This is a genomic window from Herbiconiux sp. SALV-R1, from assembly GCF_013113715.1.
GTDB lineage: Bacteria > Actinomycetota > Actinomycetes > Actinomycetales > Microbacteriaceae > Herbiconiux.
In genome coordinates this window covers 3,843,792-3,864,378 of sequence record NZ_CP053344.1, presented here as the reverse complement: position 1 = coordinate 3,864,378, position 20,587 = coordinate 3,843,792, and the positions used below count along the sequence as shown (strand labels likewise).

Annotated in this window: 16 protein-coding genes; 8 read left to right on the top strand and 8 right to left on the bottom strand. The window is 69.9% G+C overall.

Features of this window, described 5'->3' with window-relative positions; all coding sequences use genetic code 11:
* Window positions 1–9 precede the first annotated feature (9 nt).
* Entirely contained in the window at window positions 10–2,724 is a 2,715-nt protein-coding gene (locus HL652_RS21935; protein WP_171706660.1) for a cell wall-binding repeat-containing protein, read from the bottom strand.
* Window positions 2,725–2,957: 233 nt separating this feature from the next.
* Between HL652_RS21935 and HL652_RS18420 the strand changes: the two genes are divergently transcribed.
* Window positions 2,958–3,494 carry a fluoride efflux transporter FluC gene (locus tag HL652_RS18420; protein ID WP_171706659.1) on the top strand — a complete coding sequence of 179 codons (537 nt, stop codon included), beginning with the start codon at window positions 2,958–2,960 and terminating at the stop codon, window positions 3,492–3,494.
* Window positions 3,495–3,496: 2 nt separating this feature from the next.
* Window positions 3,497–3,877 carry a fluoride efflux transporter CrcB gene (gene crcB, locus HL652_RS18415; RefSeq protein ID WP_171707447.1) on the top strand — a complete coding sequence of 127 codons (381 nt, stop codon included), beginning with the start codon at window positions 3,497–3,499 and terminating at the stop codon, window positions 3,875–3,877.
* Window positions 3,878–4,248: 371 nt separating this feature from the next.
* On the opposite strand, the gene HL652_RS18410 is transcribed toward crcB, so the two are convergent.
* Window positions 4,249–5,610, bottom strand: coding sequence for an MFS transporter (locus HL652_RS18410; RefSeq protein ID WP_171706658.1), 1,362 nt, complete (start codon window positions 5,608–5,610; stop codon window positions 4,249–4,251).
* A 187-nt stretch (window positions 5,611–5,797) separates the two neighbouring features.
* Between HL652_RS18410 and HL652_RS18405 the strand changes: the two genes are divergently transcribed.
* From HL652_RS18405 to HL652_RS18395, 3 genes are all read left to right on the top strand, one after another.
* On the top strand, window positions 5,798–7,276 hold the full coding sequence (locus tag HL652_RS18405; RefSeq protein WP_171706657.1) for a S1C family serine protease: 1,479 nt from the start codon (window positions 5,798–5,800) through the stop codon (window positions 7,274–7,276).
* Window positions 7,277–7,425: 149 nt separating this feature from the next.
* On the top strand, window positions 7,426–10,380 hold the full coding sequence (locus HL652_RS18400) for a tetratricopeptide repeat protein (protein WP_171706656.1): 2,955 nt from the start codon (window positions 7,426–7,428) through the stop codon (window positions 10,378–10,380).
* A gap of 38 nt (window positions 10,381–10,418) precedes the next feature.
* The gene (locus tag HL652_RS18395) at window positions 10,419–11,297 is read left to right on the top strand and encodes an AraC family transcriptional regulator (RefSeq protein WP_253743445.1); all 879 of its coding nucleotides are present in this window, start codon (window positions 10,419–10,421) and stop codon (window positions 11,295–11,297) included.
* An 18-nt stretch (window positions 11,298–11,315) separates the two neighbouring features.
* Here HL652_RS18395 and HL652_RS18390 read toward each other — a convergent pair whose 3' ends face one another.
* The 6 genes from HL652_RS18390 to HL652_RS18365 form a co-directional block, all read right to left on the bottom strand.
* Window positions 11,316–12,596, bottom strand: coding sequence for a cellulase-like family protein (locus tag HL652_RS18390; protein ID WP_253743443.1), 1,281 nt, complete (start codon window positions 12,594–12,596; stop codon window positions 11,316–11,318).
* 2 nt (window positions 12,597–12,598) lie between these two features.
* Window positions 12,599–13,483, bottom strand: coding sequence for a carbohydrate ABC transporter permease (locus tag HL652_RS18385; RefSeq protein ID WP_171706654.1), 885 nt, complete (start codon window positions 13,481–13,483; stop codon window positions 12,599–12,601).
* A complete protein-coding gene (locus HL652_RS18380; protein ID WP_253743441.1) occupies window positions 13,477–14,388 on the bottom strand; it encodes a carbohydrate ABC transporter permease in 912 nt (303 codons plus the stop codon). The genes HL652_RS18385 and HL652_RS18380 overlap by 7 nt, the downstream gene beginning before the upstream one ends.
* An 83-nt stretch (window positions 14,389–14,471) precedes the next feature.
* The gene (locus HL652_RS18375) at window positions 14,472–15,800 is read right to left on the bottom strand and encodes an ABC transporter substrate-binding protein (RefSeq protein ID WP_171706653.1); all 1,329 of its coding nucleotides are present in this window, start codon (window positions 15,798–15,800) and stop codon (window positions 14,472–14,474) included.
* A gap of 145 nt (window positions 15,801–15,945) precedes the next feature.
* Window positions 15,946–16,458 (bottom strand): hypothetical protein, encoded by a 513-nt coding sequence (locus HL652_RS18370; protein ID WP_171706652.1) that lies wholly within the window; start codon window positions 16,456–16,458, stop codon window positions 15,946–15,948.
* The gene (locus tag HL652_RS18365) at window positions 16,455–16,955 is read right to left on the bottom strand and encodes a hypothetical protein (RefSeq protein ID WP_171706651.1); all 501 of its coding nucleotides are present in this window, start codon (window positions 16,953–16,955) and stop codon (window positions 16,455–16,457) included. Before HL652_RS18365 ends, HL652_RS18370 begins: the two co-directional genes overlap by 4 nt.
* 180 nt (window positions 16,956–17,135) lie before the next feature.
* Between HL652_RS18365 and dnaK the strand changes: the two genes are divergently transcribed.
* The 3 genes from dnaK to HL652_RS18350 are packed head-to-tail and all read left to right on the top strand — an operon-like array spanning window position 17,136 to window position 20,568.
* The gene (gene dnaK, locus HL652_RS18360; protein ID WP_171706650.1) at window positions 17,136–19,004 is read left to right on the top strand and encodes a molecular chaperone DnaK; all 1,869 of its coding nucleotides are present in this window, start codon (window positions 17,136–17,138) and stop codon (window positions 19,002–19,004) included.
* Between the two features lie 3 nt (window positions 19,005–19,007).
* Window positions 19,008–19,589 (top strand): nucleotide exchange factor GrpE, encoded by a 582-nt coding sequence (locus tag HL652_RS18355; protein WP_171706649.1) that lies wholly within the window; start codon window positions 19,008–19,010, stop codon window positions 19,587–19,589.
* Window positions 19,582–20,568, top strand: coding sequence for a DnaJ C-terminal domain-containing protein (locus HL652_RS18350; RefSeq protein ID WP_171706648.1), 987 nt, complete (start codon window positions 19,582–19,584; stop codon window positions 20,566–20,568). The genes HL652_RS18355 and HL652_RS18350 overlap by 8 nt, the downstream gene beginning before the upstream one ends.
* The last annotated feature ends 19 nt before the right edge of the window (window positions 20,569–20,587 follow it).

Sequence of the window (20,587 nt, the reverse complement as noted above, 5' to 3'; positions counted from 1 at the left end):
CCGCGGGTGTCAGCAGCGCTTCAGCTGCTGCACCGCGGGCGAGAGCGACGACTCGCCGCCCACGAGGGTGACGTGGCTCGTGTCGAGCACGTCGAGGGCGACCTGCAGGTCGCGGGAGACGCATCCGGGTGGCACGACGTACAGGGGCGAGCCGAACCGCGCGGCGACCGGATCTCCGGCCAGGGCGTCGGCGAACCCGACACCGCTGGCGAGGAACACTCGGTCGGTCGGCGGGCCGAAGTAGGCCGAGTTGAGCGCTTCGCTGGTCTCGTACCGGTTCTCGCCCGAGAGCCGCGAGATGGTGCCGGGCACGGCGTCGTAGAGCGCGTACTCGACGTCGTAGCCCACCGACGACGGGCCGCCCACGATCGTCGCCGAGGTCGTGCCGAGGTTCTTCAGCAGCGACTTCGTGGCCGACGGCAGAGCGGATGCCGCGCCGTCGACGAGGAGCACCGGCATCGACGCGGCGGCACCGGCGGCGCCGGCCGAGAGGGCGTCGGGGAAATTGGAGCCCGTGGCCACGAACACGGCAGGCGCGTCGTCGAAGGCATAGTCGACGATCGCGCGCCCGGTGGCGTAACGGTCGGCGCCGGCCAGACGGGTGACCGGTGCGATCGAGGCGAGCTGCCGCTCCACCGCCGCCGAGACGTTGTTCACCCCGCCCACTACCACGATCGAGCCCGGGTTGAGCCGCACGATCTCGGCGCGCACCGCCGAGGGGAGGCTGGCGGGGGAGGTGAGCAGCAGCGGGCCGCCCTGCTCGGCTGCGGCGGGGCCGGCGGCGAGCGCATCCGGGTAATTGGTGCCGGTCGCGACGTAGACCACCGGTGCGCCGCCGGGGAAGCCCTCCTTCGAGAGGGCGACGGCGGTGTCGTAGCGGCTGGCGCCCGCGATGCGGTCGCGGGTGGTGACGCCGCTCAGGTCGAGGTCGCCGAGGGTGATCTTCACGGTGGCCTGGCTGGAGCTCAGGGCCGTCACCTGCACGGTGACGCCCTCGCTGTCGGTGGAGATGCTCTTTCCCAGCGTCAGGTAGCGCTTGCGCTCGTCGGCGTTCGCGGCGGGGGCGAAGAGGGCGACCGAGGTTCCGTCGTCGCGGAGGGCGAGCATCCTGACGCCGCTTCCGAAGCTCGGGTCGAGGTCGCCGACACGGTTGTAGAAGCTCGCGGCGTCGCGGCCTGTGCCCGAGCGGTACTCCAGGTAGTAGCGGGAGCCGGTCTTCGGGTCGGTCACCTCGATGCCGCGGGTGCCGCCCGAGGAGGAGGCGGCTGCGAGCGTGGCGGTGACCGTGCGGGTGGAACCGGAGCCGAGCGAGACGCGCTGCAGCCCGCTGCCGCTTGCGAGCACGCCGAGGCGCACGCGATGGGTCACGTTGAGGGCGGCGAGGGAGTCGGTGGAGACCGTGTCGGCGCCGCCGAAGTAGGTGAAGCCGCCGGCCATCACGTCGTAGTAGTCGTCGTAGACGGCGTCGTAGCAGCGGGCCGGGTCGTCGACGGCGGTGGGGGAGTCGCCGCAGTCGACGACGTTCGAGTGATCGAGCGAGATGTTGTGGCCGAACTCATGGGCGACCACCTGGTTGCGGGCGTAGCCGGGGTCGACGGCGGCCCAGATCTGTCCGCCGAAGTCGGCGCCCGAGCCGAGCGTGCCGAGGCCTGAACCTGCGCCGCACTGCGGGCTCGTGATCACCACGAGGTGTCGCGGTGTCGCCGAGGTGGTGAGGTAGCTCTGCTCGCTGCGGCCGAAGGCGGAGGCGGCGCTCGTCCAGGCGCCGTAGGGGTCGCAGTCGCTGCGCTGGAGGCGCTGGTAGCCGCCGGTGGCCGCGATATCGGTGATGCGACCCTCCGACTGGCTCACCCAGAACTCCTTGAGGCCGCCGAGGATCGACGACACGGTCGCGTCGGGGAAGAGCGCCTTCGAATTCTCGCCCGGGAAGGTGACGATCGCGACGTCGAGCCGGTGGGAGGCGGGGAGGCTCTTCGCCGCCTCGGCCTGCAGCTGGCGCTCGTCGAGCTGCCAGCTTCGCACCTCCAGTGCAGCGCCCTGCGCCGCGGCGGTGGCGGTGAGTTCGGCGGTGGCTGCGGGGGACTCGGGGTCGGCCGCTGCCTGCTCGAGCTCGTCGCGGGTAGGGGCCGAGAGGGCGTCGAAGACGGGGGCGGGCACGGCGACCTCGAGGGTGACGGTATCGCCGGTGAGGGCGTCGGCGGGCGCGCCGTTCAGGTCGACCGGGGTGCCGGTGTCGGGGAGGAGCTGGTAGGTGTGGGCGGGGTCTTCGGCGGCGGCGGCGGATGCGTCAGGTGCGTCGGGTGCGTCGGCGGTTGACGCGCCATCACTCGAGAGCGGGGGCGCCTCGCGGGGGATCACGCGCAGCACGCCCGTGAGCGTCGCGGTGGGGGAGGAGGGCGCCGGGGATGCCGGCGCGGACTCGGCGGGCGTGGGTGTGGGTGTGGGTGTGGGTGCCTCGGGTGCGGGTGCGGGCGTCGGGGTGGGCGTGGCGGACGACACGGGGGTGGGCGTGGTCGAAGGGATCGACGTGGGAGCCGTGGTCTCTTCAGGTGCGGGCGTCGGCGTCGGGGTTCCGGGCGGCTCGGGCGATGGCGTTGCGGCGGCGCTCGCCGCGACTTCGACAGCCGGCGGCGGGGGAGCGGCGGCGGCCTGCGCGGGCAGGGCGCCGAAGGCGAGAAAGGCGAGCGTCGCGGCGGCGGCGAGGGAGCGGAGGTTCCTGGTCATGACGATCTCCCGAAGATCGAAGCGATGCCGCTCCCGGCATCATCGCCGAAGGCTGACCGCATCGTACCGACGAACCGCCCCCACCACCATCGCCAATCCGCCCCACCTCCGTCACCCCGTCGGCGATCGCGTGTCGGCCGGTGCCATGACCGCGAAAAGGTCTGACGCGCATCCGTCACCGCCTCGGAGTGAGTCGGCACGCGGCGCGGGCGGCTGGTCGTAGCCTTGGGGGGATGGACGAGCGTGCCGACGACTTCCGCGCGCCGCTGCCGATCGACAGCGACGCGGCGGATGCCGGCTCCGCGCTGCCTGCGAAGGCGGAGCCGCACGCACCGCGACCGGCGTACCTCCACCCCGGTTGCCTCGCCCTCGTGCTGATCGGTGGCGCCCTCGGTACCGCGCTGCGGGAGACGGTCGCCCTCGTGGTGCAGCCGATCGGCTCGTTCCCCCTCGCCATCTTCGGCATCAACATCGTGGGGGCGTTCGTGCTCGGGGTCGTTCTCGCGGCCCTCGCCCTCCGCGGGCCCGACGAGGGACTGCGCCGGCACCTCCGCCTGTTCGTGGGAACCGGGGTGCTCGGCGGATTCACGACGTACTCGGCGCTCTCGGCCGACAGTGCGTCGCTGCTCAGCCAAGGCGGTCTCGGCGTCGCCCTGGTCTACGGGCTCGCGACCGTCGTGGTGGGCGGCCTCGCCAGCTGGGGCGGCATCCTGCTCGGTTCGGTGCTGGGCCGCGCCCCAGACGCGCGACGAGGGGAGTCGTCGAGATGACGGTGACTCCGCTGCTCATGCTCGCCCTGTCGGCGGCCGGTGGTCTCGGCGCGGTCGTGCGCTTCGTGCTCGACGGGGTCATCAAGCGCGTCGTGCCGTCGAGTTTCCCGGTGGGCGTGATGGTCATCAACGTGAGCGGGTCGTTCCTGTTGGGCCTGCTCACGGGGCTCGTCCTCGCCGGCACGGTGTCGCACGAGTGGCTGCTCGTGCTCGGCACGGGCTTCCTCGGCGGCTACACGACCTTCAGCACCGCGAGCTTCGAGACGATCCGCCTGCTCCAGACCCGCCGCTACACCGCCGCCCTCGCCAACGGCCTCGGCATGCTCCTGCTCGCCGTCACGCTCGCGTACCTCGGCCTTTACGTGGGCACCCTGACTCACTGACCCCTTCGCCCGCTCGTCAGCTGAGCCGCTCGGGCCTTAGTCGCGCAAACCGCTCTCTCCCGCCCGCATTCGAGCGTTTCGCGCGACTAACGCCACGGGGTGGGTGCTCGTGCCCCGCACGCTCGCGCCATCCCGCCCGCACTCAGGGGGACCTGCAGCACTTAGTCGCGCAATCTGCTCCTTCCCGCCCGCATTCGAGCGTTTTGCGCGACTAACGCCACGGGGGTGGGAGCTCGTGCCATCCCGCCCACACACACCCCTGCACCACTCGGGTCGCGCAAAGTGCTTGGCGCGCGTAATCGAGCACCTCGCACCATGAACCTGCGCGAGCGGGCTTCACCCGAGGGCCCAGCACCACAGCGCCGAGCCCCTCACCGCCCGCGCGACCGCACCGGGATGAGGAGCAGCAACCCGACGAGGAGTACCAGCGCGATGCCGAGGATGCCCCAGTACTGCACGTTCACCCCCGGGCCCACGACGGCGGCACCGATGCCGATGAAGAGCGTGAACAGGGCGGGGGACAGGAAGGTCGCGGCCTTGCCCGTGGTGGCGTAGAGGCCGAAGATCTCGCCGTCGCGGCCCTCGGGGATGCGCCGGGCCAGGAAGGAGCGGCTCGCCGACTGGGCCGGGCCGACGAAGGCGCAGAGGGCGAGCCCGAAGGTCCAGAAGACGGTCTGGCCGCCGTCGTGCAGCGCGAAGATGAACGCCGCGCACACGAGCAGGCCCACGAGCGACGCCACCATCACCGGCTTCGCGCCGAAACGGTCGTCGAGAAGGCCGACCAGGATGGTCGACGCCCCGGCGACGATGTTCGCGGCGATCGCGAACACGATGACTTCGCCCGAACTGAAGCCGAACGACCCGGCAGCGAGCACGCCTCCGAAGGTGAACACCCCGGTGAGCCCGTCGCGGAACACCGCGCTCGCGAGCAGGAAGTACACCGTCTCCCGGCTCTCGCGGAACAGCGCCCGCACGTCTCGGAACAGGATGCCGTAGCTCGCGAAGAACCCGGGCCGTTTCTGCCCCGGCTCGAGTGCGACGGCCTTCGGGGCGTGGTACTCCGGCACCGCCAGCAGCACGGGCAGCGCGAACAGCCCGAACCAGATCGCCGACACCAGCACCGTCACCCTGATCGGCAGCCCCTCGCTGTCGGGAACTCCGAACAGCGCCGTGCCCCCGATCGGGTTGATGAACCCGAAGTAGACGAACAGCAGCAACACGATGCCGCCCACGTACCCCATGCCCCAGCCGAAGCCCGACACCTTGCCGATGGTCTTCGGCGTCGAGACCTGCGCGATCATGGCGTTGTAGTTCACGCTCGCGAACTCGAAGAACACGGTGCCGGCCGCCAGCAGGAAGAGGCCGAACCACAGGTACCCCTGCTCGGGCGCGACGAAGAACATGAGTGCGCTGAGCGCGACGACGATGTACGTGTTGACCGCCAGCCACAGTTTGCGCCGCCCGCCGCGGTCGGAACGCTGCCCCGTCACCGGCGCGAGCACCGCCACGAGAACCCCGGCGATGGTCATCGCGATGCCGAGCTGCGCCGAGGTGGTGGTCTCGCCGCCGAACGAGTCGCTCGTGAGGTACACCGTGAACACGAACGTCGTGATGACGGCGTTGAAGGATGCGGACCCCCAGTCCCACAGACCCCACGCCAGAACGTGCGACCGCTTGGGCCGCCGACCGCCCGCCGCAGCTGCTGCCGATTCGAGACTGGTGGGGACGGTCATGGGGCCACAGTAGTGCGGACGGGTGAACAACGGGTGGCGTGCCCACGAGTGTGGACAAGTGGGCGCTCAGGAGAGATGTGGAGAAGTCATAGGCACGCCATAGCGGCGTCTTGGTCGGCGCCGAGGCAGGCCGGGTGGTATGGCGAGCACGACCCACCCCGCCCCTCCCACCACCCGAGGACACGCCATGAACGACCAGCCCGCCCCCTCCGCCGACCGCCCGGCCTTCGTGATCGCCCACACCACCGACGGCCCCGTCATCGTCCCCCAAGCTGACGCCGCACCCGGGCGCGCACCGCGGCGCGATCGCCGGGCGGCGGCGAGAGCCCGCCGCCGCCGTGTCGGACTCGTCGCCGGCGTCGCGGCAGCCGTGCTCGTCGTGGGCGCGGGCGCCGGGGGCACCGCCTATGCGGTCGGTCAGGCGACCTCGACCGCCATCGCGGGATCGACGCAGGCGACCGTCGTCGACGATGGGGGCGCATCCGTCGACGGATCGGCCACCACCACGCTGCCCGGCAGCGGCTTCGCCCCGGGCGGCACCGGCACCTACGGTTCCGGCTACGGCTACGGCACCTACAGCGGCGGCCCGGGCACCTACGGCAACGGCTCCGGTTCAGGCACCGCCACAGGCACCGGCACCACCACGGATGCGGTCGCCGCCAGCACCGCCCAGACCGCGGGCGTCGTCACCATCGTCTCCGACCTCAGCTACCAGGGCGCCGCCTCGGCGGGCACGGGCATCATCCTGAGCTCCGGCGGACTCATCCTCACCAACAACCACGTCGTCGAGGGCTCCACCGCCATCGAGGTCACCGACGAACTGACGGGCGCGAGCTACAGCGCGACGGTCGTCGGTACCGACGCCACGCACGACATCGCGGTGCTGCAGCTCGAAGGCGCGTCCGGCCTCACGACAGCCCAGCTCGGCGACAGCGACACGGTCGCCGTGGGCGACGCGGTCACCGCGATCGGCAACGCGGAGGGCACGGGCGACCTGGTCGCCGCCTCCGGCACCGTCACCGCCCTCGACCAGACCATCACCACCCAGAGCGAGGCGAGCATCGAGGGGGAGACCCTGAGCGGGCTCATCCAGGTCGACGCCGACATCGTGTCGGGCGACTCGGGCGGGCCGCTCGTGAACGCCAGCGGCGAGGTCGTGGGCATCGACACCGCCGCCTCGTCGGGCAGCGCCGAGATCACCGGTTTCGCCATCCCCCTCTCCGACGCGCTCGACATCGTCAGCCAGATCGAGGCCGGCGTCGACACCGAGTACATCGAGATCGGCTACCCGGGCTTCCTCGGCATCTCGGTGGCTCAGGATGCTGCAACGAGCACCTCCACCTCGTCACGCACGCGAGGCACCACCGGCACCCCCGGCTCCGGCGCCGCCGGAGGTGCGAGCGCCAGCGGCGCCGGCACCAGCACCGCGACCACCACCGGCGCGACCGTCGCCGGCGTCATCGACGGCACCCCCGCCGTCACGGCCGGCCTCGCCGCGGGCGACGTCATCACCGCCGTCAACGGCCAGGCGGTCGCCTCCAGCGCCGCCCTCACCGCGCTGCTCGGCGCCATGGAGCCGGGCGAGCAGGTCACCCTCGCCTGGACCACGACCTCCGGAACCACCGCCACCGCCACGGTCACCCTCGTTCAGGGTCCCGCCGCCTGACGCCGAGATCAGACGATCGTCCAGGTTGTTCAATGCGATCGTGCTCGGCACACCGGGGCCGGGGCGAATAGCGTGAGCGTGCGGCTCCTGTCGCGCTCCACCTAGAAGTCCCGGCTCCCACCGGCTGATCAACGCAGATGAGAACTCGGATGACGATCGAATCGACCAGCCCCTCGCCCCGATCCGTCGAAGGCGCAGGCCGGATCGAACTCCCCAGCGCGCCGGAGGAGCTCCAGTCGGCACTGGCCGAGGGCCGGCCCGTCGCGTGGAGCGAGCCGCTCTCCATCCTCACCTACCCGGCGGCCGAGCCGAGCGTCTATCCGATGTATCTCGACCACCGGGTGTACCAGGGGTCGAGCGGCAAGGTGTACCCCCTCCCGTTCACCGAGGCCGTCTCCGACACCGCCGAGCCGCGGGAGTGGCAGGCCGTGCATCTGGAGAACCGCTTTCTGCGACTGGTGGTGCTTCCCGAGCTGGGCGGCCGCATCCACATCGGCTACGACAAGACCACCGACTACGACTTCTTCTACCGCAACAACGTCATCAAGCCGGCACTCGTCGGGCTCGCCGGGCCCTGGGTGAGCGGTGGCGTGGAGTTCAACTGGCCGCAGCACCACCGCCCCGCCACGGTGCTCCCGGTCGAGCACTCGATCGAGTACGGCCCCGACGGATCGGTGACCGTCTGGTGCGCCGATCACGACCCGTTCGCGCGTATGGCCGGCCAGCACGGGGTGCGGCTGCGGCCCGACAGCTCGGTCGTCGAGGTGGTGGTGCGTCTGCACAACCGCACCAGCGAGCGGCAGTCCTTCCTCTGGTGGGCGAACGTCGCAGCGCGTGTGCACGACGACTACCAGTCGTTCTTCCCCGAAGACGTGCGGTACGTCGCCGATCACGCGCGCCGCGCGATCACGGCCTTCCCGCGCGCCGACCGCCCGTACTACGGCGTCGACTATCCGGCGCTCGCCGACGAGCAGCCCGGCGCCGACCGCATCGACTTCTACCGCAACATCCCTGTGCCCACCTCCTACATGGTCGTCGACTCCCGCCAGGACTTCTTCGGCGGCTACGACCACGCCGAGAACGCCGGGTTCGTGCACTGGGCCGAACGCCGGCTCTCGCCCGGCAAGAAGCAGTGGACCTGGGGTGACGCCGATTTCGGTCGGGCCTGGGATGCGCAGCTCACCGATGCCGACGGGCCGTACGTCGAACTCATGGCGGGGGTCTACACCGACAACCAGCCCGACTTCTCGTGGCTGCTCCCCGGTGAGACGAAGGTCTTCAGTCAGTTCTGGTTCCCCATCCCGGGCATCGGTGCGGCTCACCAGGCGACACCGGATGCTGCGGTGCACGTTCGCCGAGGTGCGAGGTGCGAGGCGCGCGTCGCGACGACGGCACCTCGGCGGGCGGCCGTGCTGCGGGTGCGGAACGGGGAGACACCCGTCGCGTCGCGCACCGTCGACCTGTCTCCCGGTCGGGTGGAGTCGATCGGCTTCGAGTCGGTCGAACCGTCCACCGTGGTCGAGCTCCTCTCCGCGGAGGGCACGGTGCTCGTGCGCTGGACCGCGCCGGTCGCGCACTCGGGCGGTGAGCCCTCGACCGCGGAGGAGCCGAGCGCGCCCGAGCAGATCGACACGGTGGAGGAGCTGTACCTCACCGGCCTCCACCTCAGCCAGTACCGACACCCCACCCGATCGCCTCGCAGCTACTGGCACGAAGCGCTCCGCCGCGACCCGGGCGACATCCGCACCAATCTCGCCATCGGCGACGGGGAGTACCGCTCCGGACGCTACGGTTCGGCGCTCGCCCACGCCGAACTCGCCCTCGAACGCCTCACCCGCCGCAACGGCAACCCGCTCGACACCGAGGCGTACTACCTCGCCGGCCTGGCGCTCCGTCGCCTGGGCCGCGATGTCGAGGCCGAGGAGCACTTCGGGAAGGCCGGGTGGGACGGCACCTGGGCTGCTGCTGCCGGGTTCGAGCTGGCCGCCTCGCTCCTGCGACGAGGACGCCACCGGGCCGCTGAACGCGTGCTCGACACGCTCGACGGCGTGGTCGGTCACGACAGTCGGCGGGCGGTGCTCCGAGCGATCGTGCTGAGAGCGGCGGGGCGGCCCGACGAGGCGGGTGACCTCCTGCGAGCGGAGCTCGCACTCGAGCCGCTCAACCCGACGGTGCGCGTGCTGTCGGGTCACTCGTACCCCTCCGACCCCGGTCTGCTCCTCGACGTCGCGTTCGAACTGCGAACGGCCGGGGCGGCGGACGAGGCGCTCGCAGTGCTCGAGCGACTCGTCGACGCGCCCGCCACCGCCGCCGGCAACGTCGTTCCCGTGGCCCACTACGTCGCTGCCGGCCTGCTCGACCTGCTGGGCAGGGCGGAGGAGGCTGCCGAGCGCCGCCGCCGAGCTCGCGCGAGCGACACGTCGTGGGCGTTCCCCTTCGGTCTCGACGCCCACGACGCCCTGACGCAGTCACTCGCGGTCGAGCCCGACGACGTCACCGCCCTCTCGCTGCTCGGCATGCTGCTCTACGCCCACGGGCGGCGCCGCGATGCCCTCGACTGCTGGGAACGAGCCATCGCACACGGCGGAGACGACCCCGTGCTGCTGAGGAACGCGGGTCTCGCCGCGTACTCGGTCGCGCACGACGACGAGCTCGCCTGGAAGCGATACGGCAGTGCGATCGAGCGTGCGCCCCAGGATGCGCGGCTGCGATACGAACACGACCAGCTCTCCGAGCGCCTCGGCCACGCCCCATCCGTTCGTCTCTCCCGACTCGACGGGGTGCGCGACCTCGTGCTCTCCCGAGACGACTTCACCGTCGTGTACGTGGAGTTGCTGGCGGCCGAGGGCAGGGCCTCCGAGGCCTACGACATCCTCACCACCCGCACCTTCCATCCCTGGGAGGGCGGCGAGGGGCGGGCGCTCCGCGCGTGGGACGACGTACGCGAATCGCTGGGTCTCGTGCCCGCAGACCCGCCGGCCACCCTGGGCGAGGCGCGATCGCGGTTCACCGCCCCGCAGGCCGTGGGCGACGACGGGGTGACCGACTACTTCGCCACCAGCCTCCCCGAGATGCTGCTGTTCTCCCGCGAGGCCGAGGAGTGAACCCGGGGGCCGCGGATCGGCGCGGCTAGACTGCGACCGTGCTGATCCGCGACGGCTTCCCCGGCCAGCGGCTCCGGGTGCTTCCCCGCCCCCGAGTGGCCGAGGCGCTTCACTCGCCTCTCACCGAGCGGCTCCTGGTGACGGATGCGGGCCTCTTCCCGCACGCAGCGGCTCACGGTCGCGCTCGCCCGCACGGCGCTCGCGAGGTCGTCGTCATGCTCTGCACCGACGGAGCCGGCGTGGTCGATCTGCGCGGGAGGGCGCATCGCGTCTCACCCGGGCAGGTCGTGGTGCTCCCCGCCGACGAGCCCCACCGCTACCGAGCCGAACCCAGCGATCCCTGGACGATCTGGTGGATGCACGTGACCGGTGCCGACGCCACCGTGCTGGCCGCCGCCATCACCGCAGACGAGGGCGGGTTCGACCCCGTGCTCGCCGTGCACGACCCGTACGCTGCCCGGGCCGCGCTCGAGCACGTGGTCGCCTCGCTCGAGCGCGACGACACCGACGCCAGTCTGCTCTCCGCGTCGGGTGCGGCGTGGGGTCTGCTCGCGCAACTCGCAGCCGATCGAGCCCGGGGCGCCAAACGGGCCGGCGACCCGATCCTCGCGGCCCAGGACTTCCTGCGCGAGAACCTGACGGTGACGGTCGGTGTGCTGGAGCTCGCGACGGTCGCCGGTTTCAGCGTCTCCCACTTCTCGGCGAGGTTCCGCAAGGTGTCGGGCATGGGGGTGGTGGAGTACCAGAAGCGGCTCCGCAGCGCCCGCGCCCGCGAGCTCCTCATCACGACCGACGCCTCGATCTCCGACATCGCCCACACCGTGGGCTATGACGACCCGTTCTACTTCTCACGGCACTTCCGCACGATCAACGGGGTGAGCCCCACGGACTATCGCGCGACCTTCCGCGAGCGCTGACGGACGTCAGCCAAGCCGTCACGCTGCGAGGATCTGCGCGTTCAGGCGCAGCTGCCACTCCCGATCACGCCACATCGGGTGGTGCGGCGCCGCGTTCGAGCAGAGCACGACACCCCACACGCCGTGCGACAGAGCCGTCGCTATCCCGTGCTCGGCGAGCGCGCGCCCGACCGGCCCCTCCTCGAAGGTGCCGTGCAGGGGCGTGTAACCGATCCATCCCTCGCCGACGACCGCGGGCACCTGCTTCCACCTCGCCCACTCGGCGACGGCGATCACCCGCGACTCGATCTCCCGCAGCATCACCTCGCGGTAGGCACCGTAGTTGTCGTAGAGCCACGTGTCCCATGCGTCGGCGTCGAGCCAGTCGTAGCCGTAGATCATCTGATCGGTCACCACCGTCGCCCGGTACTTCCACTCCGCCGCGCGTCCGTACTCGGCGGGGGTCGGGGCGTCGGGCCGCAGAAAACCCTGCAGTGCCGCGTTCGGGAAATCGCTGCTGCCCTCCGAGCGGATGTCGACCAGCCGCTGCAGCGCATCCAGAACGCCGTAGCTGTAGACGTGGAACTGCGCGGCTGCGAGGCCCTCGGGGAGTTGGTGCATCGCGAGGTGCGGGGGTTTGCCGTAGCTCGCCGTGAACAGCAGGTCGGGATGCTCTTCCCGAAGGCTCGTGACAGCCTCCGCGCCTCCCTCCTCGAGGGGAGCCAGCAGCGAGAAGTCGACCTCGTTGTGCAGCTCGACCAGGGCGATGCGTGAACGGTGGCCCGCGGCGGTCAGCTCGTCGATCAGCCGGCTCCACGCGGCCGCGAGCACGGCGTAGCGCTCGTGCAGCGGCACCGCGTGGATCGCCTCGAACCAGGCGGGTGAGCGGGCGAAGGCAGGTGACTGCTGGTACTCCCAGCTGGCCAGCACCACGACGAGACCGTGCCGCTCGGCCGCGTCGAAGAGCGCGATCAGCCGAGCTCCCACGTCGATGGTGTAGCCGCCCGGCGCGTCGTACCACCGCGTGCGCTGGCCGTACCGCCCCAGGCCGGTCGACGCGCCGAGACCTTCGATCTCGAGCTCCCGCGCGGAGTGCGCGATCGGCTCGCCCGCGTGGTCGAGCGCGCCGTGCAGCAGAAGCGGGGCGGCGCAGATGCGGATGGTGTTGTAGCCGAGAGCCGCGGCCTCGGCGCACGCAGCATCCAGATCCTCGAAGGGGCCGCCCGGCTCGGCACGGGTGTACCACGAGAAGTCCCACAGCGTGATGGTGAGGCGAGGGGGCAGGTGGGAGGGCACGGGGCCGGTGAGGGGGGTGGTCACGGTCATCCCTTCGTCGAACCGGCCGTGAGGTCGGCCTTCCAGAACCGCTGCAGCGAGATCATGAGCACCACGAGGAGGATCGCTGAGACGGCGGAGCCGGTCACGACGAGCTGGTAGAACATCGGGTCGCGCTGGGTCTGCGAGTTCCAGAGCGTGAGTCCGAGCGTCACCGGGAAGGTCTGGGGGTTGTTCAGCATCACGAGCGGCAGCAGGTAGTTGTTCCAGATGGTGACGAACTGGAACAGGAAGATCGTCACCAGGGCCGGCGCCATCATCCGGGTCGCGATCGAGGCGAAGATGCGCAGGTCGCCCGCGCCGTCGATGCGCGCGGCCTCGATGACCTCGTCGGGAACCGCCGCGTTGGCGTGGATGCGCGCGAGGTACACGCCGAACGGGCTCACCATGCTGGGCAGCAGGACGGCCCAGTACGTGCCGGTGAGCTGCACCGCGTTCAGCAGGAAGTACAGCGGCAGGGCGATGACCGTCGCCGGAACCAGCACGCCGCCCAGGATGATCGAGAACAGCGTCTCGCGACCGCGGAAGACGTACTTCGCGAAGGCGTAACCGCAGGCGGCCGAGATCACCATCGCGACGAAGGCGCCGAGGGCGGCGTAGACGACGCTGTTCAGCACCCAGGTGGTGAAGATGCCGCCGTCTTGGGTGAACAGGCTGACGAGGTTGCCGACCGCCTGGGGCGAGTCGGAGAACCAGAGCCCGAAGCTGCTGAACAGCTGGCCGGGCGACTTCGTAGCCGCGACGAGCACCCAGACGATGGGCAGGAGGAAGTAGATGCCGGCGATGACCAGCACGCCGTTGACGACGATCGAGCTGCCGACGGGCTGCTTGATGCGTTGCGAGCGCGAGATGCGGGAGGTCTGCGTCACCATGCGCGGTTGTCCTTCCGGTTGACCAGCCTCAGGAAGCCGAAGGAGAAGACGAAGCCGAGGAGGGCGACGATCACCGCCATCGCGGCGGCGAGGCTCGGGTTGCCCTGGGCGAACGACTGGTTGTAGGCGGCGAGGTTCGGGGTGAAGTCGGAGCTGATCGCCGTGGTGAGGGGCCGCAGCACCAGCGGTTCGACGAACAGCTGAAGCGTGCCGATGATGGTGAAGACCGTCACCAGGATGATGGAGGGCCGCACGAGGGGCAGCTTGATCTGCCAGGTGATCTTCCATTCGGAGGCGCCGTCGATGCGTGCAGCTTCGTAGAGCTCGCTCGGAATGGCGTGCAGGGCCGAGATGAGGATGAGCATGTTGTAGCCCGCGAAGCCCCAGAGGGCGATGTTCGCGATGGCGAACAGCACGCCGCTGGAGGAGAGCGGGTTGATGTCGATGCCGACGGCGCCCAGAAGCTGCAGCACGGGGCTCGTGGCGGGGATGTAGAGGAAGCCCCAGAGCAGGGCGGCGATGACCCCGGGGACGCCGTAGGGCACGAAATACAGCACCCGGAAGAAGCGGGGGAGTCTCGCGCGCGCCGACTCCAGCAGGAGGGCGAGGCCGAGGGCTGTGACCACCATGAGCGGCACCTCGATGAGCGAGAACAGCAGCAGGCGGCCGAGGCTCTCGACGAAGGAGGGGTTCGACAGGGCGGCGACGTAGTTGTCGAGGAAGACGAAGACCTTCTGCGGCGCTCCGAAGCCGAGGCCCGAGGCCTTCGTGGAGTAGAGGCTGTCGACGACGGCGTAGACGATGGGCGCCACGAAGAACAGCGCGAACATCACGAGGAAAGGCACCGTGAGCACCAGCAGGGCGGCGCGCGGGCGCCGGCGGGGGGCGGGGGCGGTGGCGGTCACGGCGATGGCCGGGCTCCTTCGGGTCGGAACGGGTGGAACGGATCGGGGGTGGGGCGCCGCTCGGCACCCCACCCCCGATGGTGTCAGTTGACCGAGATGCCCTTGGCCTTCAGGGCATCGACCATGTCGGTCTGCGTCTTCGTGAAGGCGTCCGTCAGGGGCGTTCCCGAGTCGACGGCGCTCTTGACGTTGTCGGTCAGCGAGGCGAATAGCGTCGACGACAGCGGCGGCCACTTCCACGAGTTGTCGACAGCGGCGTCGGATTCGGCGAACACGTCCCAGATGTCCTGGCCGCCGTAGAAGCCGAAGACCTCCGGGTCGTTCTGAAGGGCGGTAATCTCGCTGGTGTCGGCGAGGGCGGGCCAGCCCGCGCCGACGTTGGTGAGGATGTTCACGCTCTCGGGGTCGGAGCTCAGCCAGACGGCGAACTCCGCGGCCTGCTCCGGGTGCTTCGAGCCCTTCAGCACGGCGACGCCGGAGCCGCCCGCCCAGGTCGCAGAGACGTTCTCGCCGGCCTTCCACTGGGGCATCGGTCCGACAGCCCACTTACCGGCGGTGTCGGGGGCGGTGCCACGGAGGATGGCGTCGGCCCACGAGCCCGAGATCCAGGTCGCGATGTTGCCGTTCTGGATGTCGGCGTTCCACTCGCTCGAGAAGTCGGCCTCGATCTTCACGAGGCCCTCGTCGATGAGCTTCTGCCAGAAGGCGGCAGCCTTCAGCGTCGCGTCGTCGTCGATCGAGACGTCCCACGCGTCACCGGAGGTACCGAACCAGCTGCCGCCCGCCTGCTGCGAGAGTCCGATGAGCCAGGGCGCCTGGTTGTAGGCGAAGGCGGTGATGTACTTGTTCGGGTCGGAGGCGTGGATGGTCTTCGCCGCCTCGTAGTACTCGTCCCACGTCGTCGGGTACGCGATGCCGAGCGAGTCGAAGATGTCGGCGCGGTAGAACTGGCCGAGGGGGCCGGAGGCCTGCGGCACCGAGTAGACGCCGTCGCCGAGTACGCCGGTGGCCCACTGCCACGGGACGAAGAGGTCTTCGGAGTCGTTCACGTAGGCGCTGATGTCTTCGACGGCGTCGTTCAACAGGAAGTCGGGAACCGCGTCGTAGCCGAGGTGCACGACGTCGGCGGGGTTGCCCGCCTGCACCGCTGAGAGCATCTTGGCGTAGCCGCCGTCGGGGCCCGCTGTGATGGTCTCGAGTGTGACGTGGATGTCGTCGTGCGCGGCGTTGAACGCGTCGACGGCCTGGTCGATGTTCGGCACCCATGACTGGAACGTGATCTCGACGGGAGAGCCGTCTGCGGGGGCGGCGCCCTCGCTCGACGAGCATCCGGCGATGGCGGCGGTCAGGCCCAGCGCGAGAAGGCCGGCCGTCGCCGCGCGGGCGGCTCGGCGGTGGATGAAGGCGGTCATTGTGCTCCCTTGCAACTGTGATGCAGACAGGCGTCGCTGCGTGCCAGAGCCACCCTAGATTCTGCCCGACCACCGGGTACATGGCGGATGCGGCGGTGCACCTGGACGATTCCGCGATTTCACAGCAGGCGCTACACGCGCCTGTTCACCTGCCTTCGTACGGCGCAAGATCTTCGAGATGCGCCGCCGTTCCGGCGACGCCGTACAGGGCGTCGGGCGTGACGACGAACACCGCGGGCCGCCCGTCGGGCGCCACGTAGAACACCCGATCGCCCGACCCGGCCGGCGAGAACCCCAGCCCTTCCAGGGTGCCGGCGACCTCTTCGAGCCGCTCCGACGTCAGGTTCGCAGCCGAGTACGTCGCCCCCTCGTCCCCCTCCCCCCATCGGCAGCTGAGCCCCCCAGCCCCGGTGATCGCCGAGTACACCTCCCCCCACTCGTCATCAGCCCGCGGCCACCCGGCATCGAACCCCAGCCCCGCCCCCTCCAAAGCCTCCAGCCCCGCCTCTGTCACCAGCTCCGAGCACGCCTCCTCCGACGTGCTCGTGCCCGACCCCGACGTCCCTCCACTGCACCCGGCGGTGCCGAGCACGGCGACGAGCGCGGCGACGCCGCTGAGGCCGCGAAGCGCTGCAGGTATGCGGGCTGATCGGGTCATCCCAGCTCCGAACGGAAGAGCGAGATGTCGTCGAAGTCGCCTGCGCCGGTAGCCCCGAAGACTCCATCGGCGGTCACTGCGAATCGGAGCGCGTCGTCGCCCTCTCCTGAGATGAAGAGCGTTCCCCACGAGACCGTGCGGGCGTCGTACTCGAGAGCGGTCAGCGTCCGACGCGCCGCATCGCGAGCGTCGGCGTCGGCCTGCACCGACGAATAGATGACGGTGCCCGAATCGCCGTTCCACTGGCAGCTCACCCCTGAGGTGGCGACGAACAGCTGCGCGAAGACGGACGTGGGGAGATTCGGTACTTCGGCGGGCCACGCGGCCTCCACCTCGGCGTGGTCAGATCGCAGACGCTCCTCGGCGCCAGGGGTCAATTGATCGAAGCACCGAGGATCGGGGCTGGAGGCGGCGACGACCTGAGCGCTGCACCCGCTCAGGCAGCCGGCAACGAACGCGGCAGCGCAGATCATCGCTGTAAGTCGAGAAATAGTCATGAAGGAACAGTAGCACCGGCGGGAATGCTGAGCGAGGGCTGAGAGTTGAGCCGTAGTGACTCAAGTTTTGCGAACCGGGCTTGACGCAGCATCCGCTCGGTGGTGAACTTGATCTCACAAGGCTCAAGTCTTGGAAGACTTCAGATATTCAGCAGCACCAACAGAAGGAGAACAGCCACCATGGCTCGTGCAGTAGGCATCGACCTCGGAACCACCAACTCGGTGGTCTCCGTGCTCGAAGGTGGGGAGCCCACCGTCATCGCGAACGCCGAGGGTTTCCGCACCACCCCCTCGGTCGTCGCCTTCACCAAAGACGGGGAGGTGCTCGTCGGCGAGACCGCGAAGCGCCAGGCCGTCACCAACGTCGACCGCACCATCTCGAGCGTGAAGCGCCACATCGGCACGCCGTGGACGACCGAGATCGACGGCAAGAAGTACACCCCGCAGGAGATCTCGGCCCGCATCCTCGGCAAGCTCAAGCGCGACGCGGAGAGCTACCTCGGCGACACCGTCACCGACGCGGTCATCACTGTTCCGGCGTACTTCAACGACTCCGAGCGTCAGGCCACGAAGGACGCCGGTGAGATCGCCGGCCTCAACGTGCTGCGCATCATCAACGAGCCCACCGCGGCCGCCCTGGCCTACGGCCTCGACAAGGGCAAGGAAGACGAGCTCATCCTGGTCTTCGACCTCGGTGGCGGCACCTTCGACGTCTCCCTCCTCGAGGTGGGCAAAGACGACGACTTCTCCACCATCCAGGTGCGCGCCACCTCGGGCGACAACCGCCTCGGCGGCGACGACTGGGACCAGCGGATCGTCGACTACCTGATCAAGCAGTTCAAAGACACCACCGGTGTCGACGTCACGAACGACAAGATCGCCAAGCAGCGCCTCAAGGAGGCCGCCGAGCAGGCCAAGAAGGAGCTCAGCTCCGGCATGTCGGCGAGCATCACCCTGCCCTACCTCTCGCTCACCGAGAACGGCCCCGCGAACCTCGACGTCACGCTCACCCGTGCCAAGTTCGAGGAGCTGACGAGCGACCTGCTCGCCCGCACCGAGAAGCCCTTCAAAGACGTGATCGCCGAGGCCGGCGTCTCGGTCAACGACATCGCGCACGTCGTGCTCGTGGGTGGTTCCACCCGTATGCCCGCCGTGGTCGACCTGGTGAAGAAGCTCACCGGCGGCAAGGAGCCCAACAAGGGCGTCAACCCCGATGAGGTCGTCGCCGTGGGCGCTGCGCTCCAGGCCGGCGTGCTGAAGGGTGAGCGCAAAGACGTCCTGCTCATCGACGTCACCCCGCTCTCCCTCGGCATCGAGACCAAGGGTGGCATCATGACCAAGCTCATCGAGCGCAACACGGCCATCCCCACCAAGCGGTCGGAGACCTTCACCACCGCCGACGACAACCAGCCGTCGGTCGCCATCCAGGTGTTCCAGGGTGAGCGCGAGTTCACCCGCGACAACAAGAACCTGGGCACCTTCGAGCTCACCGGCATCGCGCCGGCGCCCCGCGGAATCCCGCAGGTCGAGGTGACCTTCGACATCGACGCGAACGGCATCGTGCACGTCTCCGCGAAGGACAAGGGCACCGGCAAGGAGCAGTCGATGACCATCACGGGTGGCTCGTCGCTGCCCAAGGAGGACATCGAGCGCATGGTGCGCGAGGCGGAGGAGCACGCCGCCGAAGACAAGAAGCGCCGCGAGGCCGCCGAGGTGCGCAACCAGGCCGAGTCGCTCGCGTACTCGACCGACAAGCTCATCAAGGAGAACTCCGACAAGCTCCCGGAGGATGTCAAGACCGAGGTGCAGGCCGACGTCGACGCTCTGAAGTCCGCTCTCGCGGGTGAGGACGACGACGCCGTGAAGACCGCGTTCGACAAGCTCAACGAGAGCCAGCAGAAGCTCGGCCAGGCCATCTATGCTTCTGCCCAGGCAGACGCTGCCGCCCCCGCGGGCGACGAGGGCCAGCCCACCGAGTCGTCGAACGCCGACGACGACGTGGTCGACGCCGAGGTCGTCGAAGACGAAGACGAGCCGAAGGACAAGTAACCCATGACTGACGACAACACCGACGGTCGTCAGCCTGCTGACGAGTCGGGGGCCTCCGCCGAGGAGACCCCCGACTCGTCCTTCATCCAGGCTGAGGGACCGGATGTGGAGACCTCGCTCTCCGACGCCGACCTGTCGTTCCTCTCGGGCCAGAGTTCGGCCGAAGATCTCGCTGCGGAGCGGCTCGCCGACCTGCAGCGTGTGACGGCGGAGTACGCCAACTACCGCAAGCGCACCGAGGCGAACCGCGAGATCGAGCGCGAGCGTGCGGTCGGCGAGGTCGTGAAGGTGCTGCTGCCCGTGCTCGACGACCTCGACCGGGCCGCCAAGCACGGCGACCTCGACGAGGGCGGGCCGTTCACGGCCATCGCCACGAAGCTACGTTCCGGCACCGAGCGCGTAGGACTCAAGCCCTTCGCCGCGGCCGGCGAGGAGTTCGACCCTCAGATCCACGAGGCGATCTTCCAGCAGCCGAGCGACGAGGTGACCACGGCGACCATCGCCGACGTGGTCGAGTCGGGCTACTACCTGGGTTCCACGCTGCTGCGCGCCGCCAAGGTCGTGGTGGCGGTGCCGAATGGCTAGCCAGGACTGGTTCGACAAAGACTTCTACAAGGTGCTCGGGGTGTCGAAAGACATCTCCGACGCCGAGCTCAAGAAGGCTTACCGCAAGCTGGCGCGCAAGTACCACCCCGACTCGAACCAGGGCGATGCCAAGGCCGAGGCGACCTTCAAGGAGATCAGCGAGGCCTACTCGGTGCTCTCCGACGCCGACCAGCGCAAGGAGTACGACCAGATCCGCGCCATGGGCTCCGGCGCCCGCTTCACGGCGGGTGGCGGCGGTCAGGGCGGCGGCTTCGAGGACGTCTTCGGCGGCATGTTCGGCGGCGGTGGTGGCGGTGCTCGCGGCACGAGCTACAGCTACCAGCAGGCACCGGGCGGGTTCGACGACATCCTCGGCGGAATGTTCGGTCGCGGCGGCGGCCGTGGGGGCTTCGGCGCCTACGGCCCCACCCGCGGCCGCGACGTCACAGCCCGCACCACGATCGACTTCGTCACCGCCGTGAAGGGCGACACCATCAAGCTGCAGACGGCGGATGGCAAGCCGATCACGGTGAAGATCCCCGCGGGAGTCGCCGACCAGCAGAAGATCAAGCTGCGCGGCAAGGGCGAGCCCTCGCCCGACGGCGGCGAGGCCGGAGACATCGTGCTCACGGTCACCGTGCGGAAGCACCCCGTGTTCGAGCGCGACGGCCTCAACCTGCGCGTGAACGTGCCGGTGACCTTCGTCGAGGCCACCCTGGGCGCCACCATCGAGGTGCCGACCCTCGGCGGCAGCCCCGTGAAGCTCAAGGTCGCACCCGGCACCCCGTCGGGTCGCGTGCTGCGGGTCAAGGGGCGCGGAGTCGAGACCTCCAAAGGCAAGGGCGACCTCCTCGCCGTCGTGCAGGTGGCGGTTCCCGCCCACCTCACGGCCGAGCAGCGCGAGGCGCTCGAGGCCTTCCACTCGGTCGAACCGGCCGAGAACCCCCGAACCGAACTCCTCGCCAAGGCGCGGGAGTGAGGTCAGGTGACGGATGCTG

What these genes read in the sequence shown, in the direction of transcription:
- HL652_RS21935 (WP_171706660.1), bottom strand. Translation starts at nt 2,724, where the DNA reads ATGACCAGGAACCTCCGCTCCCTCGCCGCCGCCGCGACGCTCGCCTTT.
- HL652_RS18420 (WP_171706659.1), top strand. Translation starts at nt 2,958, where the DNA reads ATGGACGAGCGTGCCGACGACTTCCGCGCGCCGCTGCCGATCGACAGC.
- HL652_RS18410 (WP_171706658.1), bottom strand. Translation starts at nt 5,610, where the DNA reads ATGACCGTCCCCACCAGTCTCGAATCGGCAGCAGCTGCGGCGGGCGGT.
- HL652_RS18405 (WP_171706657.1), top strand. Translation starts at nt 5,798, where the DNA reads ATGAACGACCAGCCCGCCCCCTCCGCCGACCGCCCGGCCTTCGTGATC.
- HL652_RS18400 (WP_171706656.1), top strand. Translation starts at nt 7,426, where the DNA reads ATGACGATCGAATCGACCAGCCCCTCGCCCCGATCCGTCGAAGGCGCA.
- HL652_RS18385 (WP_171706654.1), bottom strand. Translation starts at nt 13,483, where the DNA reads ATGGTGACGCAGACCTCCCGCATCTCGCGCTCGCAACGCATCAAGCAG.
- HL652_RS18375 (WP_171706653.1), bottom strand. Translation starts at nt 15,800, where the DNA reads ATGACCGCCTTCATCCACCGCCGAGCCGCCCGCGCGGCGACGGCCGGC.
- HL652_RS18370 (WP_171706652.1), bottom strand. Translation starts at nt 16,458, where the DNA reads ATGACCCGATCAGCCCGCATACCTGCAGCGCTTCGCGGCCTCAGCGGC.
- HL652_RS18365 (WP_171706651.1), bottom strand. Translation starts at nt 16,955, where the DNA reads ATGACTATTTCTCGACTTACAGCGATGATCTGCGCTGCCGCGTTCGTT.
- dnaK (WP_171706650.1), top strand. Translation starts at nt 17,136, where the DNA reads ATGGCTCGTGCAGTAGGCATCGACCTCGGAACCACCAACTCGGTGGTC.
- HL652_RS18355 (WP_171706649.1), top strand. Translation starts at nt 19,008, where the DNA reads ATGACTGACGACAACACCGACGGTCGTCAGCCTGCTGACGAGTCGGGG.
- HL652_RS18350 (WP_171706648.1), top strand. Translation starts at nt 19,582, where the DNA reads ATGGCTAGCCAGGACTGGTTCGACAAAGACTTCTACAAGGTGCTCGGG.